Source organism: Vibrio sp. 2-2(8) (assembly GCF_963888495.1).
Taxonomy (GTDB): Bacteria; Pseudomonadota; Gammaproteobacteria; order Enterobacterales; family Vibrionaceae; genus Vibrio; species Vibrio anguillarum.
On sequence record NZ_CAWPJM010000011.1, the window covers coordinates 580,060 to 596,622 of the forward strand.

Below are 16,563 nucleotides of genomic sequence, written 5' to 3' on the forward strand. Positions count from 1 at the left end.
ATTGCGATTAAGCGATAACCATATTTGGTTCAGCAAACGCCACTGGAGAGCCAACTTCTTCTTCAAAAGTAGCCCATTCCCACGCCTCTTGGTCGGCTAAGACCGCACGCAGTAGCTGGTTATTTAAACCATGGCCTGATTTATAAGCACGGAACTCACCCACAATGGAATGACCACACATGTACAAGTCACCAATGGCATCCAATACTTTATGAGTGACAAACTCATTGGCAAAACGCAAACCTTCTTCATTAAGAATACGGTATTCATCTAATACGATGGCGCAATCAAAGCTACCACCTAAACAGAGGTTTTGCGATTGTAGGTACTCAATGTCACGCATGAAACCAAAAGTACGAGCTCTTGAAATTTCTTTGACGAAACCTTGCGAGGAAAAATCAAACACCATGCGTTGTTCATCAGAATCGATAGCAGGATGTTGAAAGTCAATCTCAAAATCCATACGAAAACCGTTATGGGGTACAAGTTCCGCCCACTTATCACCATCTTCAAATCGAACTGGTTTCTTAATTCGAATAAAACGTTTTGGTGTATTCAGCGTTTGAATGCCCGCTTGTTGTAGCAAGTAAACAAATGGGCTAGCACTACCATCCATAATAGGAATTTCAGGTGCGTCAACTTCGATGATAACGTTGTCGATTCCCATGCCCGCTAATGCTGCATTTAAGTGCTCAACAGTAGAGATACGAATACCTTCATCGTTGACCAAAGCAGTACATAGCATGGTATCGCGAACAGATTCAGGGTCCGCAGGGAAGTCTACTGGAGGATTGACATCAGTACGGCGGTAAATGATCCCAGTGTTTGCAGCAGCAGGGCGAAGCGTTAATGTGACTTTACGACCAGAGTGTAAGCCCACCCCAGTTGTTTTCACTATTTCTTTCAGAGTTCGTTGTCTGATCATCTACTTGCCTCTATGTCAGTGCGACAAAACACGGTCGGTAAAGCACCGACCGCGAATGCTACCATAATTTTGAACAGTGTCAAATTATGTCTAATTGTTAATCAGCCTGACGACGTAAAAATGCTGGGATATCAAGATATCCATTTTCCTTATCTGCTTTCGGTGCCGTATTTTGGCTTGCACCGGAAGAAGATGAAACAGTTGACGACGATGCTGATTGCGGTTTCACTTCTGCTCTTTCTTGCAAAGGCTGTGCCGTTTTTTCTTCGATTTTCGCTGCTTGTTGAACCATTTGTGGTTGAACTGCTGGTGCGACTTTGGCTTTACCGCCTGCAACTAAAGTAATGTCTGGCTTTTTTTCATTGCCAATACCCGTTGCAACGACAGTCACGCGAATTTCGTCTGCCATATCAGGATCTAACGAAGTACCGATGACAACTGTCGCATTGTCAGACGCAAACGCCTTAACAGTATTGCCGACGGTTTCAAATTCGTCTAGTCGCATATCCAAACCAGCAGTAATATTGACCAACACGCCACGAGCACCTGCAAGATCAATATCTTCCAAAAGAGGGCTAGAAATTGCCATCTCTGCCGCTTCTTCAGCACGATCTTCGCCGCGAGCCACTCCACTACCCATCATCGCGTGGCCCATTTCTGACATCACAGTACGTACGTCAGCAAAGTCCACGTTAATCATGCCTGGGCGTGTAATTAGCTCTGCAATACCTTGCACTGCATTTTTAAGCACATCATTCGCACTCGCAAATGCTTCAAGTAAGGTAATACCACGACCTAACACTTTCAGTAGTTTTTCATTAGGAATGGTAATCAAAGAGTCAACGTGTTTTGACAACTCTTCAATACCTTGCTCAGCAAATGCCAAACGTTTTTTTCCTTCAAAACTGAAAGGTTTCGTGACAACCGCTACGGTTAAGATACCCAGTTCTTTGGCAACTTCTGCAATAACAGGAGCAGCACCTGTACCTGTACCACCGCCCATACCAGCTGCGATAAATACCATATCGGCACCCATCAGAACTTCTTTAATTCTTTCTCGGTCTTCTAGAGCTGCATCACGTCCAACTTGCGGGTTTGCACCAGCACCCAAACCTTTAGTGATATCACCACCAATTTGAATGACGCTACTTACGCTTGTTTTACGAAGTGCTTGCGCATCGGTATTGACACTGATGAATTCCACGCCTTCGATGGACTCACGCACCATGTGTTCAACAGCGTTACCGCCACCACCACCAACTCCAACGACTTTAATTACAGCATCGTCAGACATTTCCATCATCGGTTCAAACATGTGTTATCTCCGTTTTCCCTGCAACTCAGGTTAAAACTCTTTTTGTATCCAGTTACGCAAACGACCAATTAAGCTCGACATGGATTGGCGTTTCGGTTCGCTGTATTCCGTGTCGTCATTAATTTGGCTCTCTTTCGCATAATGAAGTAAACCAACCGCCGTAGAATGATACGGCTCTTTTACATAATCTGTAAGACCACTCACCTCTAAAGGCTTGCCTACGCGAACTTGATTGCGGAAAACGCGTTCCGCACACTCAACCAAACCTTCAATTTGCGCAGCGCCGCCAGTTAAAACAACACCAGCCGCTAAATGGTGTTTAATACCATTTTTGCGCAATTTGTCTTGGACAGTATCTATAGTTTGGTTAACTAATCCCATTAATTCAGTGTAGCGAGGTTCAATCACTTCCGACAAGGTTTGTCTTTGCAAACTTCGCGAAGGTCTTCCTCCTACACTTGGGACGTTAACGGTATCATCCTTGCTTACCAATTCACTCAGCGCACAGCCATATTTTACTTTAATCTCTTCAGCATCACTGACTGGTGTGCCAAACGCAAAAGCAATATCACTGGTTACTGCGTTTCCTGCATAAGAAAACACTTCAGTATGTCGTAACGCACCACCGGTCCAGATAGCAACATCCATAGTGCCTGCGCCTATATCAATCACGCACACACCTAACTCTCGCTCATCTTCCGTAATAACTGCATTACTTGCCGCTAAACCAGAGTAAACCAGTTGTTCAACTTTTAAACCACAGCGTTCTACCGCTTTGATAATATTTCTCGCCATATCATTATGACAAGAAATAAGATGCACGCTCACTTCCATGCGCACACCTGATAAACCAAGCGGGTTTTTAATTCCCTCTTGGTAATCAATCGTAAATTCTTGAGGAATGACGTGCAATATTCTTTGCTCTTCCCCAATTTTTATTGATTTGGCGGTATGAATCGCTCGATCCATATCTTCTTGAGAAACTTCTTCATCTGAAATAGTTCCCATGCCTTTTTCAATACGGCTCGCAATATGTCGCCCAGATAGAGAGAGAAACACATTACTAATTTGGCATTCCGCCATTAATTCTGCTTGGTCAACCGCTCTTTGGACAGACTTAACGACCGATTCAAGATCATTAACTCCCCCTTTATCCATCCCACGGGATGGGCTCGTACCAGCGCCAATAATATTAATTTGACCGTCAGGCAGTATTTCACCGACTAAAGCTGACACGGTGGCTGTGCCTATATCAAGACCAACAATAATGTTGTCATCAGCGGTCTTAGTCATTTTTACTCTCTTGTGCTTCTTGTTCAGGGAACCAACCTACTGCGGCTCCTGTATCATATCTAAGATCGATATAGCTAACTTGTTCAGCTTTATTACCTAAATTCTTATACAGCGAAATAAAACGTGCAACTCGCTCATCTAGTGATTCTTTACCTAACTCTAAGCGGATGCCATTATCTAAAATTATTTGCCACGCTCGACGATCGTTGAGTAACAGTGACGATATATTTAAGTTTAATGATTGAAACTTAGGGTTCGTTTTATTCCAAACATCCAGTACTTCGTGACTGGTTCCTTGCGGGCCATAAAGTTTCACTCTATCGCCGTTCAATTGACCAATATCACCATTAAATACCGTGCCATATCCGTCTAACAAAGCGTTGCCATTCCAAATCGCTACCGCTCTATACTCTGTCAGAAACACTTTTATTGTGTCAGGCCATTGTTTACGAATCGATGCATGGGCCACCCACGGGATGACCTGTACACTCGATTGAAGTACGTTAATATCTTGCGACATGAAAGTACCGATATGATCCAACTGAGCAAAAGCGCGCTGCACATCTAGCGAAGATACGTATTGCAAGTCACCTTGTAGAACAATTTTTGAAAGCGGTAGCCTCTGTTCGTCCCACATCCAACTAAGTGTTGAATAAATGAGTGAACTTATCAGCAACAACACCACAAATAAAAAAATAGCGCCAGCGGCGTGATCTTTTATGAGTGGCGAACGGGACACAGCTCGGCTTTCATCGAACACATTCATTAACAAAGCCTGATGTTCCTGTTTCTAAATCGCAATCGCATGCCCTATTTGGTTCACAATAGAGGTAAAAGCACTGACTTTAACCTCCGGATTATACTGAGGTCGCTGAAAGTATCAAACATTGAAAGTAATAAATCTGGACTGGATACCATGTTATTCAATATTGATACACAAATAAGCCATTTAAATTAAACCTGTTGCATTTTACTGATATTCAGTTCGAGTCCCGCTAAATGTTTCGCTACCTTGCCGATATCCCCAGCACCTTGCGTCAGCACGAGGTCACCATCTTGTAATACATTAGCCAGAATCGAAGGCAGTATGGTGCTGTCGGGAACAAAAATAGGATCAATTTTACCGCGACTGCGTATCGTTCGGCACAACGATCGACCATCGGCTCCCGCAATCGGCTTTTCTCCTGCGGCATAGACATCGAGCATGATCAGCACATCGACTTGCTCCAGTACATTGGCAAAATCATCATACAGATCGCGAGTTCGACTGTAGCGATGAGGTTGGAAAATCATCACTAGCCGTTTTTCTTGCCAACCACTACGCGCCGCCTTAATAGTCACGCCCACCTCGGTCGGATGATGACCATAATCATCAACAAGCATCGCAACCCCATTGCCCGTATCAAACTCGCCCAGATGATCAAAACGACGTCCCGTACCTTGGGTGCTAGCCATCGCTTTTAAAATCGCTTCATCGCTGATGTCGTCTTCCGTTGCCACTGCAATAGCCGCGGAGGCATTAAGCGCATTATGACGACCTGGAATATTAAGCGTGATATCCAGATTGGCTCGTCCCTGTCTGACGACCGTAAACTGGCCTTGTTGCCCCTGCTGATGGTAATTCTCAATCCTGACATCTGCATCATCGGCAAAACCGTAGGTGATCACTTGACGGCTGATACGTGGGATGATTTCACGCACAACAGGATCATCAATACATAATATCGCCTGACCATAAAATGGCAGGTTGTGTAAGAAATCGATGAAGGTCTGTTTGAGCGTTTCAAAATCACCGCCATACGTATCCATGTGATCAGCTTCGATGTTGGTCACGATACTAACCATAGGCTGAAGATGAAGAAATGAAGCATCACTTTCGTCAGCTTCAGCAATCAAAATCCGACTTGAACCCAAACGCGCATTGGTGCCGGCGCTTTTGACTAACCCGCCATTAACAAACGTAGGATCTAAACCAGCCTCAGAATAAATTTGCGTAACCAATGCCGTAGTCGTTGTTTTACCATGCGTACCAGCCACTGCAATGCCATGACGAAAACGCATTAATTCCGCCAACATTTCTGCACGACGAACAATAGGAATGCGTCGCTCACGCGCCGCTTTCAGTTCAGGATTTAGCTCATCGATTGCAGTAGAGACTACCACCACGCTGGCGTGTTCAATATTAGTGGCTTGATGACCGATATAAATGATAGCCCCTTTATTTGCCAATCTTCCAGTCACAGGGTTGGAAGCGAGATCTGAGCCGGTAATTTGGTAGCCTTCATTGAGCAATACTTCTGCAATTCCGCTCATTCCCGCCCCACCAATACCGACAAAGTGAATACACTTGACGCGGCGCATCTCTGGCACCATGGCACGGATTTGAGCTAAATCTTGAGTATGTTTAATGGTCATGAAAAATTTCTCGTTATTGGGTAAGTGCGATGATAGCGTCGGCAACGACTTTATCAGCATCCAGTTGTGCGGCTGCACGCGCTTGTTGCGCCATCAACAGCAGATCATGACGCTCAAGAGAAGCAATCTCTTGCGCTAGTTTTTCTACTGTGAGCTGCGGCTGTTCAATCATTTTGGCCGCACCACAAGCGACTAAGTGATCCGCGTTAAGCGCTTGCTGTCGGTCTTTATGCATAAAAGGGATAAATATAGCGCCAACACCGGCCGCTGCCACTTCAGAAACCGTTAATGCTCCCGAGCGGCACACCAGTAAATCAGCCCACGCATAAGCGCCAGCCACATCCTCAATGAACTCAGTAACGTGTGCATTTTTGATCTGAAGCGCGCGATAAGCTTGCTCAACCGACTGTTGATTATTCTTGCCTGCTTGATGGCAAACTTGGTAATTATCGCCAAGCATAGCTAGCACATCAGGCAAAGTTTGATTGAGAATCTGCGCACCTTGGCTGCCGCCCATCACGAGAATGCGGATCGGTTCATTTCGCTCAGCAAAGCGTACTTGCGGTGCGGGTAATGTAGCGACATCTTGACGTACAGGGTTACCTACGACTTGTGCCTCAGTAAAGGCACCGGGGAAGGCTTGAAATACGCGTTTGGCAATTTTCGAAAGCCAACGGTTGGTTAACCCTGCTACGGCATTTTGCTCGTGAAGCACAACGGGAATTCCCATAGACCACGCTGCCACGCCACCGGGGCCACTGACGTATCCGCCCATGCCGAGCACCGCATCAGGTTGCCACTGCTTCAAATAACGACGCGCTTGAAAAATCGCGTTCACAATTTGAAAAGGCGCTTTCAGCAAACGCCCTATGCCTTGGCCACGTAAACCTTTGACCTGAATAAAGTCGATCTCAATACCATGTTTAGGCACTAATTCTGCTTCCATCCGATCCGCAGTCCCTAGCCAGCGGATCTGCCAACCTTGCTGTTGGAGCTGTTTAGCCACAGCGAGACCGGGAAAAACATGCCCCCCCGTGCCACCAGCCATAACCATTAAACGTTTATTGTTTATCATTGGATTCTTTTTCTATAGACACTCGATTGCGATCTTTGAGTCGACATTCATGATCAATTCTCAATAAGATCGACACCGCAACCGACATAATAATTAAGCTTGAACCGCCGTAACTGATCAAGGGCAGCGTTAGGCCCTTAGTCGGCACCATACCCGCTGCAGCACCCACATTGACGAGTGTTTGGAATGCAAACCAAATTCCAATACCAAAGGCCAAATAGCCACCAAATTGCTGATCATGCTCAAAGGCTTTTTTACCGATAAACACCGCTTTAAGCACCAGACTAAAAATCAGCAGTAGAACCAGTACAACGCCAACAAAACCGAGCTCTTCAGCCAGCACTGCAAATACGAAATCAGTGTGCGCTTCAGGTAAGTACTCTAGCTTTTGAATCGAGTTACCAAGCCCTTGACCAAACCACTCTCCACGACCAAAGGCCATCAAAGATTGAGTCAATTGATAACCGCTGCCAAACGGGTCTTCCCACGGGTCAAGAAATGAAGTCACACGGCGAATACGGTAAGGCTCTGCCGCAATCAGTGCGATTACCGCAACAATTCCAGCCACCATGAGCGCAATAAATTGTGACAGTTTGGCCCCAGCAATAAACAGCATACCAAACAGAGTCACTAGCATCACAACCACGGTTCCCAAATCTGGCTGACCAAGTAGCAAGATAGCCAAGGTTCCAAACACCATAATCGGTTTCATAAAACCACCAAAAAAGGTTTGCCTCACTTCATCTTGTTTACGAACTAAGTAACCAGCCATGAAAATAAACAGTGACAGTTTCGCGACCTCTGCTGGTTGCAGGTTAAATAACCCCAAAGGGATCCAACGCGAGGCACCATTGACCGATTTGCCCGCGAGCAAAACCACAATCAGCAGCATAAAAGAGACGCCAAGTAGCACCGAGCTGTATTGCATCCAACGTTTCATTGGCACTTGCAACACCACACTTGATGTTACGATGGCCAGCATCAAGAAAATGGCGTGACGAAACATAAAGTGAAACGGTTGATCCGTTAAACGCGAACTGATAGGAAACGAAGCCGATGTCACCATCACAAGCCCAGTAAGCATCAAACCTAAAGCAATCCATACCAATTGACGATCAAACAAGGCTTCAGGCGCTTGGCTCTGAAACCATTGACGAGTCATTTTGATGAGGCTTGAAAAGGACAAAATGCAATTTCCTGTTGATTAAGCGTAACGCTGCGCAAGCTCGGCAAAGGCGTCACCTCTGGCCATAAAGTTTTTAAACTGATCAAAACTGGCACAAGCAGGCGAAAGCATCACCATATCACCACGACGCAGCTGCGGTTTGATCGATACGATAATCTCTTCCATCGATGAATAAAACTGAGCCGATGGATGCAGTGGCATGAATTGCCCACCGTCAACGCCAAAACAGCACAGTTTTACGTTCAATGTTTTTAGTATCGGTGCTAATGGCGAGAAATCAGCGCCCTTGCCAACGCCCCCCACAAGCAGATACAAAGTCCCTTGGCAATTTAACCCCGACAACGCCGCTTGAGTGCTTGCGACATTGGTCGCTTTCGAGTCATTGACCCATTTTACGCCGTGATTATCAGCAACAACCTGACAACGATGTGTCAGCCCGCGGTAAGATTTCAATGCATCAAGCGCAGATGAGTAATCAACACCCGCCAAATCGAGCAGTGCGAGCACAGTGAGCACGTTAGCACTATTGTGTCGTCCCACTAAGCTGAGTTCTTCGCTTGCTAACAATGGCGTGCCTTTCGCCACTAAGAACGATTTGCCATCAATCATTTGCGTGCAATAGTCCGCGTCATGTTCAACGGAAAAACGTGCGATGTGACCTGAAAATGAGGGAGGTTCCGTCTGGCTATCATCGGCGTTCACGACCGCCGCTTGCGCATACTTAAAAATGCGCAATTTAGCTTGGCGATACGATTCCATACCATCGTAGCGATCCATATGATCTTCAGTCAGATTGAGAAAGGCAGCAGAGACGAGTTTTAAACTTGAGGTCGTTTCCAGCTGGAAGCTTGAGAGCTCCAGCACATAAAGATCGGCCTCTTGCTGAAGTAGATCTAAAACAGGCACACCAATATTGCCGCCAACGGCAACCTTAACCCCAGCAGCTTTAGCAAGTACTCCGGTTAAATCCGTCACAGTGCTCTTGCCGTTGGCTCCTGTGATAGCGATAACAGGCTTATCCACCTGCCAAGCAAAGAGCTCAATATCGCCCACCACGGGAATATGTCGTGCTAACGCCTGTTGAATCTCTGGCGTAGCTAAAGCAATACCCGGATTAGTCACAATCAGGTCAGCGTCAAATAGCCAAGCTTGGTTCCAGCCACCACAATGTAGCTCAACTTGCGAGCTTAAATGCTCTCGACCTGGCGGGTTTTCCCGTGTGTCGATCACCTTAATCGTGAGCGAGCGATCTAGGCTCAAAAGGTAGTTAACCACCGAGAGGCCCGTCATACCCAGCCCCACGACCACCACATTATTAACAGTTTGCCAACGATCCATCTTCATTCCATTCAACACCGTTTTGCTCTACACTAGCGCACTTTTAGTGTAGCCAAACCCACTAACACCAACACAATTGAGATAATCCAAAAACGGACGATCACGCGTGGTTCTGGCCAACCTTTCAATTCATAGTGGTGATGGATAGGAGCCATCCGGAAAATACGTTGACCACGCAATTTGTAGGAACCGACTTGTAAAATCACCGACAAGGTTTCCATCACAAACACGCCACCCATGATCACTAACACAAACTCTTGACGAACCAACACTGCAATTGTACCGAGTGCACCGCCTAAAGCGAGTGAACCCACATCGCCCATAAAGACTTGCGCAGGATAAGTGTTGAACCACAGAAAACCTAAACCGGCCCCCACAATTGCAGTACACACCACCACCAACTCTGAGGCATAAGGAACATAAGGAATATGCAGATAACTGGCGAAATTGACGTTCCCAGTTGCCCATGCAATCACAGCAAAACCGGCAGCAACCAAAACAGTCGGCATGATGGCTAAACCGTCCAGACCATCGGTTAAGTTCACCGCGTTACTGGTTCCGACGATGACAAAATAGGTCAGCACAATGTAGAGCAAGCCCAGTTGCGGCATCACATCTTTAAAGAAAGGCACCACAAGCTGAGTAGCTGCGGTATCGTTGCCATGTGCATAGAGAGCAAACGCCACTATCAACGCAATGGCCGACTGCCAAAAGTATTTCCAGCGTGCGATCAATCCATCACTGTTTTTACGCACCACTTTGCGATAATCATCCACAAAACCGACGACGCCATAACCAAGCAGCACCGCGAGTACAGCCCACACGTAAGGGTTTGAGAGATCAGTCCACAGCAGTACGGTAATAATGATAGAGGCGAGGATCATCACTCCGCCCATGGTTGGCGTACCGCGCTTACTAAAATGTGATTCTGGACCGTCGTTACGCACTACTTGACCAATTTGCAGTAGTTGCAAACGTTTAATCAAGCGCGGCCCCATCCATAACGACAGAGCAAGTGCGGTTAAAATACTGACGATGGCCCGAAATGAGAGATATTCGAACAGACGAAAAAAAGAGAAGTATGGCTGGAGTAGATCCGCGAGCCAAATAATCATGAGTATTTCTCCTTGAGAGCAGCCACAATTTTACTCATACCCGCACTGTTTGCACCTTTGACGAGTAAGGTATGAGACTCTTGATCGAATTGTGATAATTGCTGCTCGATATAAGCAATCATGTCCGCATGGCTTTCAAAATGGAGGCCATGGCATAGGTCACTGATCACTTTTGCATCGCGACCGTAAGTAAGGACATAGTCAAACTGGAATGGTGCAGCATGTTCACCGACTTGACGATGAAGTGCAAGGCTTTCATCGCCCAACTCAGCCATATTACCTAAAATTAACCAACGCCTTGCAGAGAAAGTGTTAAGTAGATCAACCGCCGCTTTCATCGCTGGAACACTGGCATTGTAACTGTCATCAATCAGTTTCACAGTCGTGCTCAATTGGGTGACATCAACACGCCCTTTCACCTGAGCTAGATGCGCAAGTCCGTACTGCACCTCTTCAAGATTTGCACCCAACTCAATGGCTAATGCCGCCGCCGCCAACGCATTGGAAACGTTATGTTCACCCACAATATTGAGCCCAATGTCAATATGACCGACGGGTGTGATCATTTCAAACCGGGCTTCACCTTGTTCATTAAGCCTAATACCACGGGCGTAAAAATCTGCAATTTGACGGCTGGAAAAGGTTTTAACGGTTTTGTCCGCTAAAATAGCACTCCACCGCTCACCACCGTGGCTTTCTAAATTAATAATGGCTGTCGCACCTGAAGCAAGGCCTTGATAAATTTCACCTTTCGCCTGTTTTACACCCTCAATTGAGCCAAAACCTTCCAGATGCGCCGCGGCAACATTGTTCACCAATGCGACATCCGGCTTCACTAAAGAGGTGGTATAAGCAATTTCACCAATATGGTTCGCCCCTAACTCAATCACCGCATACGCATCATTAAGATCAGAGCGAAGCAGAGTGAGCGGCACGCCGATATCATTATTAAAATTGCCAGCAGTAAAGAGCACGCGCCCTTTGGCTGATAAAATATTTGCCACCATCTCTTTAACTGTGGTTTTACCGCAACTGCCTGTAATCGCAGCGGTCGGTGTTTGACACTGTTGATGAACCCAAGCACCAAGCTGGCCTAACGCCAGTTTGGTGTCGGTGACCACCAGTTGAGGAACCGAAACCGCCAAAGGGCGCTGAACCAATAACGCCTTTGCACCAGACGCAACCGCTTGTGCAGCAAACTCATGAGCATCAAATTTATCACCGACCAAGGCAACAAAGAGCGCACCGGGTTTGATTTGACGCGTGTCGGTCGAGACCTCAGACACGGTGACATCACAACCAACCAATTGTGCCTGCAAAACGTGCGTCAATTGCTGTAAAGAGACTTCTATCATGCACTTATCTCCAGTAACGTTTGCGCCGTTTCGCGATCCGAATAGTGAATAGTTTGATGGGCCATCACTTGATAATCTTCATGCCCTTTGCCTGCCAATAAAATGATGTCTTGCTGATCAGCATGTTGCAGGGCGTATTGCACGGCAGCGTAACGATTGTGTTCAACGTGTGCGTGACTTGCAAACTCAAGCCCTGCCACCATATCTTGCACAATGTCTGCCGGTTTTTCGCTACGAGGGTTATCGTCGGTCAAAATGACCTTATCGGCGCAGCGCTCTGCAATTTCGGCCATCATCGGGCGTTTGCCTTTATCACGGTCGCCACCACAACCAAAAATCGCCCATAGCTGACCTTGGCAATGAACGCGAAGTGCTAATAGTGCTTTTTCCAAAGCATCAGGCGTGTGTGCATAATCGACGACGATCTTCGCACGATTTGGCGCTTGAAAGAGCTCCATTCGCCCTAAGACTGGCTGCAGTTGAGAAGCCGTTGTCATCAAGGCTTGTTTATCAAAACCTAAAGTCAGCATAGTGGCAAAAGCGAGTAGAAGATTGCTGGCGTTAAATTCGCCAATCAACGGCACGCTCAATTCACCTTGACCATAGTAGCCGTCGAAGGTTAATGAAATACCATTATCACTGTAAGAGACCGAGCTCGCCCACAGCGCTTTAGCGCATTGCGGTTGCTGCTTTAAAGAGACGGCAATCGGTGCTTTCAGCTGTGCTAACCAACTCGCCCCCACCGCATCGTCGGCATTAATGACAGCGTGTTGGCAGTGATGAGCGGTAAATAAGGAGAGCTTTGCTTTGGCGTACTCTTCCATGGTGCCATGATAATCGAGATGATCGCGGCTCAAGTTAGAAAACACGCCCACAGCGAACTTCAATGCTTGAACTCGCCCTTGAACTAATCCGTGCGAAGAGACTTCCAGAGCGGTATAGCGAGCGCCCTGTTGCGCTAATTGATAGAGTGTTTCTTGGACCTCAATGGCATTACCTGTGGTATTGGCGGCAGGCTGCAAATGGTTAAGAAAACCATTCCCCGTCGTACCCAGCACCGCCGCTTTCTCGCCCAACAAGTCAATCCACTGCGCAATTAATTGAGTAATGGTGGTTTTACCGTTGGTTCCCGTAACCCCAATCAACGTGTTGGTCTTCGAACGATAAAGCCGCGATGCCAGTTGAGATAGATGTTGGTTTAGATCAGCAAGGTAAATCACTAACACGCCATTGACGGTAGTCATACTGCCATGCGGATGCTGCCCACACGCTTGAGCCAATACCAGATTCGCCCCAGCTTGAGTGGCGTTATCAATAAACTGCCTTCCGTCGATGGTATGGCCGACCACTGCAATAAAGGTATCATTGGGTGATATTTTACGGCTATCGAGCACTAAACGAGTCACCGACAACGTTGAAATAGAATGGCCATCGAGGTCAAGCCAAGGGGCGATGAGATCTTGTAAACACATACTCGGCGTCATTGTGCTTCTCTCTTAATTATTTTTGGAATCGATTTTCATCAGGAGCGACATTGAGGATCTGCAACGCTCCTTTCATTATTTCGGCAAAGACAGGGCCGGCAACGGAACCGCCATAATATAAGTCACCTTGAGGTTCATTCACCATCACCACTAACGAGACTCGAGGGTCGCTCACTGGAGCCACTCCTGCCGTGTAAGCAAAATATTCATCACCATAACCGCCGGCAATCGCTTTGCGCGAAGTGCCTGACTTGGCCGCAATACGATAGCCCGGAACCGCGGCTTGAGTTGCTGTGCCACCGGGTTGGGTAACGGTTTCTAACATTTCCAACACTTTCTTAGCATTAGTTTTATCAACCACTTGGCGTGATAAATCTTGCTGGTTGCTGTCAATAATATGGATTGGTTGGTACTGACCTAAATTGCCTAAAGTGGCATAAGCATGAGCCAACTGAATGGGGGTAATTGACAAACCATAGCCAAATGCCAAGGTGGCAATTTCAAACGGTGACCAACGGCGGCGATTCGGGAAAATACCCAAAGTCTCACCGACGAGGTTTAAACCGGACATTTCACCAAGCCCTACAGAGGTATACATACCTAATAGGGCTTCGAGAGGCATTTCAAGCGCCAGCTTAGCCACTCCGATGTTACTCGATTTTTTCAGAATTAAGGTTAAATCGGCTTTGCCGACTTTTGAGGTATCACGCACTCGACTGCCGCCGATTTGCATGATGCCATTCCCTGTATCAATCACCGTTTTGTCATTCGCAACGCCATTTTCAAGCGCGGCCAATACCACAAAAGGTTTAACAGTTGAGCCCGGCTCAAAGGCGTCCGTGATCACGCGGTTACGCATTTTAAAACTTTGCCAATCGGAACGGTTATTGGGGTTGTATGAAGGGGCGTTAACCATCGCTAATACCGCACCCGTTTTCACGTCGAGCAAAATGGCCGATGCCGAAGTGGCACGATAGTCCGCCACAGCTTGCTTGACCGCACGAAAGGCGATCGCTTGCAAACGTTGGTCAATGGTCAACGCCAGTGGCTTGCCCTCTTCACGCTCTTCAAGCGAGATATTTTCCACCACTCGGCCATACCGATCTTTGCGGATCACCTGTTTGCCAGCTTCCCCCGTCAGCCATTTATCATAGCTGCGCTCAACCCCTTCTAAACCGTGGCCATCGATGCCCGTCACACCAATTAAGTGCGCACTCGCCTCACCGGCTGGATAGTAACGGCGAGATTCGGCCTTGAGCCCCACACCCGCTAATTTAAGTTCGCGAATATAATTGGCCATTGCAGGGCTAACTTGACGCTGCAAATAGATAAAACGGCGGGTTTGGTTCTCTTCAATTTTTTTCAGCAGCTCACTGCGCTTAATGCCTAACACATCAGCCAGTGCGTACCAGCGTTCACGTTCAACTAAGCCGCCGGCTTTAAAAATAGCTACAGGATCAGCCCATACTGCATCGACAGGAACACTGACTGCGAGAGGTTCACCATTACGATCTGAAATGATTCCGCGTGCCGATGGCAAGGTTTTGGCTCGGACAGAGCGCATATCCCCTTCGCGGATCAAATTATCCGGTTCGATAATTTGGATGAAGGCAACGCGCCCAACCAATAAAGCGAAAGCAACGAATACAAAAAAGAGGATGAGATAGAATCGCCAACGGATCAAAATAGGAGATGTCGCTTTTTCTTGACGAGGTGCCGCTTGGGCTTTGTCTTTGTTTTTTTTCATTTGAGCGTAATCACCACTTCTTTATCAGAATCAGGTCGCTTCATTTCCAGCTCTTGTTTGGCAAGGTTCTGCACGCGGCTATGTTCTGCGAGGGCCGTTTCCTCAAGAATGAGGTTACGCCATTCATTATCGAGCCGCTCGCGCTCAACTAAGGTTTGATCTTTTTCTGAAATCGCCTGCCTAGAATGGTGGGTAATAAACACCACTCCCATCGCACTGGCAAAAATTAACATTAACAAAATAAGCGGCACTCGACCCACCGTAAACAGGTCAAGTGCAATCAGTTTGGTTAAGTTAGGCGGCGACTTAGACATGGACTACAGTTTTTCAGCAACTCGTAATACTGAGCTGCGTGAGCGGGGATTGAGTTCCACTTCTTCTTTAGTTGGCATAATCGCTTTCCCAACTGGTTTTAAGTTGGCTGAGCCCAATGCCTGAATTTGTATTTCTGTTAACGGCAAACCATGTGGAACCTCTGGGCCTTTACTCTCTTTACGAATAAAGCGTTTGACCATGCGATCTTCAAGCGAATGGAAACTGATCACCGATAAGCGCCCTTGTGGGGCTAAGATCTTAGCTGCGCCTTTTAATGCAGTGTCGATCTCTTCTAATTCACTATTGATATAGATACGAAATGCTTGAAATGAGCGCGTAGCCGGGTGTTTTTTCTCTTTAAAGCTTTTCGGCGCGGCTTCTGAAATCAGTTTAGCCAATTGACTGGTACGCGTCAGAGGCTCTTTTTCATCGTCTTCACGGTAAGCGACAATCGCTTTGGCAATACGGCGCGCGTGCTTGTCTTCACCAAATTCACGAATCACCCAAGTAATGTCGTCCAAATCGGCTTGCGCAAGCCACTGCGAGACAGGGATCCCTGACGTCGGGTCCATACGCATATCAAGCGGGCCATCTTTCATGAAACTAAAACCGCGCTCGGCATCGTCCAATTGCGGCGAGGAAACGCCTAAATCAAGTAGTACTCCATCCACTTTCCCGACCAGATCGTAGCGCTCAGCGTATTGTGCCATGCCAGAAAATGGGCCATGGATGATAGTAAAACGCGGGTCGTTAATTTTTCCAGCTTCAGCAATCGCTTGTGGATCGCGATCTATGCTGTACAGACGACCATTGTCACCCAACTTAGAGAGAATTGTACGACTATGACCACCACGGCCAAACGTGCCGTCGATATAAATACCGTCTGGTTTGATAGCAAGGCCATCAATGGATTCATTCAGTAGTACAGAAATGTGTTGAAAAGGTTCAGTCATCGTTTTCTCATCGGGCTAAAGCTGAAATATAGCAATCGGCTACGGCG

The 16,563-nt window shown here is 47.0% G+C and carries 14 protein-coding genes; all 14 read right to left on the bottom strand.

Going from position 1 to position 16,563, the window contains the following annotated elements; translation table 11 throughout:
* Positions 1 to 7: 7 nt before the first annotated feature.
* Positions 8 to 925 (bottom strand): UDP-3-O-acyl-N-acetylglucosamine deacetylase, encoded by a 918-nt coding sequence (gene lpxC / locus AACV12_RS05475; RefSeq protein ID WP_094163217.1) that lies wholly within the window; start codon positions 923 to 925, stop codon positions 8 to 10.
* 97 nt (positions 926 to 1,022) lie between these two features.
* Positions 1,023 to 2,240, bottom strand: a complete 1,218-nt coding sequence (gene ftsZ, locus AACV12_RS05480) for a cell division protein FtsZ (protein WP_017042647.1) — start codon at positions 2,238 to 2,240, stop codon at positions 1,023 to 1,025.
* A 30-nt stretch (positions 2,241 to 2,270) separates the two neighbouring features.
* Entirely contained in the window at positions 2,271 to 3,533 is a 1,263-nt protein-coding gene (ftsA, locus tag AACV12_RS05485) for a cell division protein FtsA (RefSeq protein WP_010317995.1), read from the bottom strand.
* Positions 3,526 to 4,299 (bottom strand): cell division protein FtsQ/DivIB, encoded by a 774-nt coding sequence (locus tag AACV12_RS05490; RefSeq protein ID WP_088718004.1) that lies wholly within the window; start codon positions 4,297 to 4,299, stop codon positions 3,526 to 3,528. Before AACV12_RS05490 ends, ftsA begins: the two co-directional genes overlap by 8 nt.
* A gap of 188 nt (positions 4,300 to 4,487) precedes the next feature.
* The gene (murC, locus tag AACV12_RS05495; protein WP_170900021.1) at positions 4,488 to 5,948 is read right to left on the bottom strand and encodes a UDP-N-acetylmuramate--L-alanine ligase; all 1,461 of its coding nucleotides are present in this window, start codon (positions 5,946 to 5,948) and stop codon (positions 4,488 to 4,490) included.
* Between the two features lie 13 nt (positions 5,949 to 5,961).
* A complete protein-coding gene (gene murG / locus AACV12_RS05500) occupies positions 5,962 to 7,023 on the bottom strand; it encodes an undecaprenyldiphospho-muramoylpentapeptide beta-N-acetylglucosaminyltransferase (protein ID WP_170895626.1) in 1,062 nt (353 codons plus the stop codon).
* On the bottom strand, positions 7,010 to 8,185 hold the full coding sequence (ftsW, locus tag AACV12_RS05505; RefSeq protein ID WP_038148764.1) for a cell division protein FtsW: 1,176 nt from the start codon (positions 8,183 to 8,185) through the stop codon (positions 7,010 to 7,012). Before ftsW ends, murG begins: the two co-directional genes overlap by 14 nt.
* Positions 8,186 to 8,227: 42 nt before the next feature.
* Entirely contained in the window at positions 8,228 to 9,565 is a 1,338-nt protein-coding gene (gene murD, locus AACV12_RS05510; RefSeq protein ID WP_445286163.1) for a UDP-N-acetylmuramoyl-L-alanine--D-glutamate ligase, read from the bottom strand.
* 14 nt (positions 9,566 to 9,579) lie between these two features.
* Positions 9,580 to 10,662: a phospho-N-acetylmuramoyl-pentapeptide-transferase gene (gene mraY, locus AACV12_RS05515; RefSeq protein ID WP_017046513.1), complete on the bottom strand. Its 1,083-nt coding sequence runs from the start codon at positions 10,660 to 10,662 to the stop codon at positions 9,580 to 9,582.
* Positions 10,659 to 12,017 carry a UDP-N-acetylmuramoyl-tripeptide--D-alanyl-D-alanine ligase gene (locus AACV12_RS05520; protein WP_170900023.1) on the bottom strand — a complete coding sequence of 453 codons (1,359 nt, stop codon included), beginning with the start codon at positions 12,015 to 12,017 and terminating at the stop codon, positions 10,659 to 10,661. The genes mraY and AACV12_RS05520 overlap by 4 nt, the downstream gene beginning before the upstream one ends.
* A complete protein-coding gene (gene murE / locus AACV12_RS05525; protein ID WP_170900024.1) occupies positions 12,014 to 13,501 on the bottom strand; it encodes a UDP-N-acetylmuramoyl-L-alanyl-D-glutamate--2,6-diaminopimelate ligase in 1,488 nt (495 codons plus the stop codon). Before murE ends, AACV12_RS05520 begins: the two co-directional genes overlap by 4 nt.
* A 16-nt stretch (positions 13,502 to 13,517) precedes the next feature.
* Positions 13,518 to 15,248 carry a peptidoglycan glycosyltransferase FtsI gene (locus tag AACV12_RS05530; protein WP_013856076.1) on the bottom strand — a complete coding sequence of 577 codons (1,731 nt, stop codon included), beginning with the start codon at positions 15,246 to 15,248 and terminating at the stop codon, positions 13,518 to 13,520.
* Positions 15,245 to 15,562, bottom strand: a complete 318-nt coding sequence (gene ftsL / locus AACV12_RS05535) for a cell division protein FtsL (protein WP_010318013.1) — start codon at positions 15,560 to 15,562, stop codon at positions 15,245 to 15,247. The genes AACV12_RS05530 and ftsL overlap by 4 nt, the downstream gene beginning before the upstream one ends.
* Positions 15,563 to 15,565: 3 nt before the next feature.
* On the bottom strand, positions 15,566 to 16,516 hold the full coding sequence (gene rsmH, locus AACV12_RS05540) for a 16S rRNA (cytosine(1402)-N(4))-methyltransferase RsmH (protein WP_010318016.1): 951 nt from the start codon (positions 16,514 to 16,516) through the stop codon (positions 15,566 to 15,568).
* Positions 16,517 to 16,563 lie beyond the last annotated feature (47 nt).

Bases quoted from the DNA above. Each gene is read 5' to 3' on its own strand.
- murE (WP_170900024.1), bottom strand. From the start codon at position 13,501: ATGACGCCGAGTATGTGTTTACAAGATCTCATCGCCCCTTGGCTTGAC.
- AACV12_RS05530 (WP_013856076.1), bottom strand. From the start codon at position 15,248: ATGAAAAAAAACAAAGACAAAGCCCAAGCGGCACCTCGTCAAGAAAAA.
- ftsZ (WP_017042647.1), bottom strand. From the start codon at position 2,240: ATGTTTGAACCGATGATGGAAATGTCTGACGATGCTGTAATTAAAGTC.
- murC (WP_170900021.1), bottom strand. From the start codon at position 5,948: ATGACCATTAAACATACTCAAGATTTAGCTCAAATCCGTGCCATGGTG.
- ftsW (WP_038148764.1), bottom strand. From the start codon at position 8,185: ATGACTCGTCAATGGTTTCAGAGCCAAGCGCCTGAAGCCTTGTTTGAT.
- ftsL (WP_010318013.1), bottom strand. From the start codon at position 15,562: ATGTCTAAGTCGCCGCCTAACTTAACCAAACTGATTGCACTTGACCTG.
- AACV12_RS05520 (WP_170900023.1), bottom strand. From the start codon at position 12,017: ATGATAGAAGTCTCTTTACAGCAATTGACGCACGTTTTGCAGGCACAA.
- murG (WP_170895626.1), bottom strand. From the start codon at position 7,023: ATGATAAACAATAAACGTTTAATGGTTATGGCTGGTGGCACGGGGGGG.
- rsmH (WP_010318016.1), bottom strand. From the start codon at position 16,516: ATGACTGAACCTTTTCAACACATTTCTGTACTACTGAATGAATCCATT.
- mraY (WP_017046513.1), bottom strand. From the start codon at position 10,662: ATGATTATTTGGCTCGCGGATCTACTCCAGCCATACTTCTCTTTTTTT.
- lpxC (WP_094163217.1), bottom strand. From the start codon at position 925: ATGATCAGACAACGAACTCTGAAAGAAATAGTGAAAACAACTGGGGTG.
- ftsA (WP_010317995.1), bottom strand. From the start codon at position 3,533: ATGACTAAGACCGCTGATGACAACATTATTGTTGGTCTTGATATAGGC.
- AACV12_RS05490 (WP_088718004.1), bottom strand. From the start codon at position 4,299: ATGAATGTGTTCGATGAAAGCCGAGCTGTGTCCCGTTCGCCACTCATA.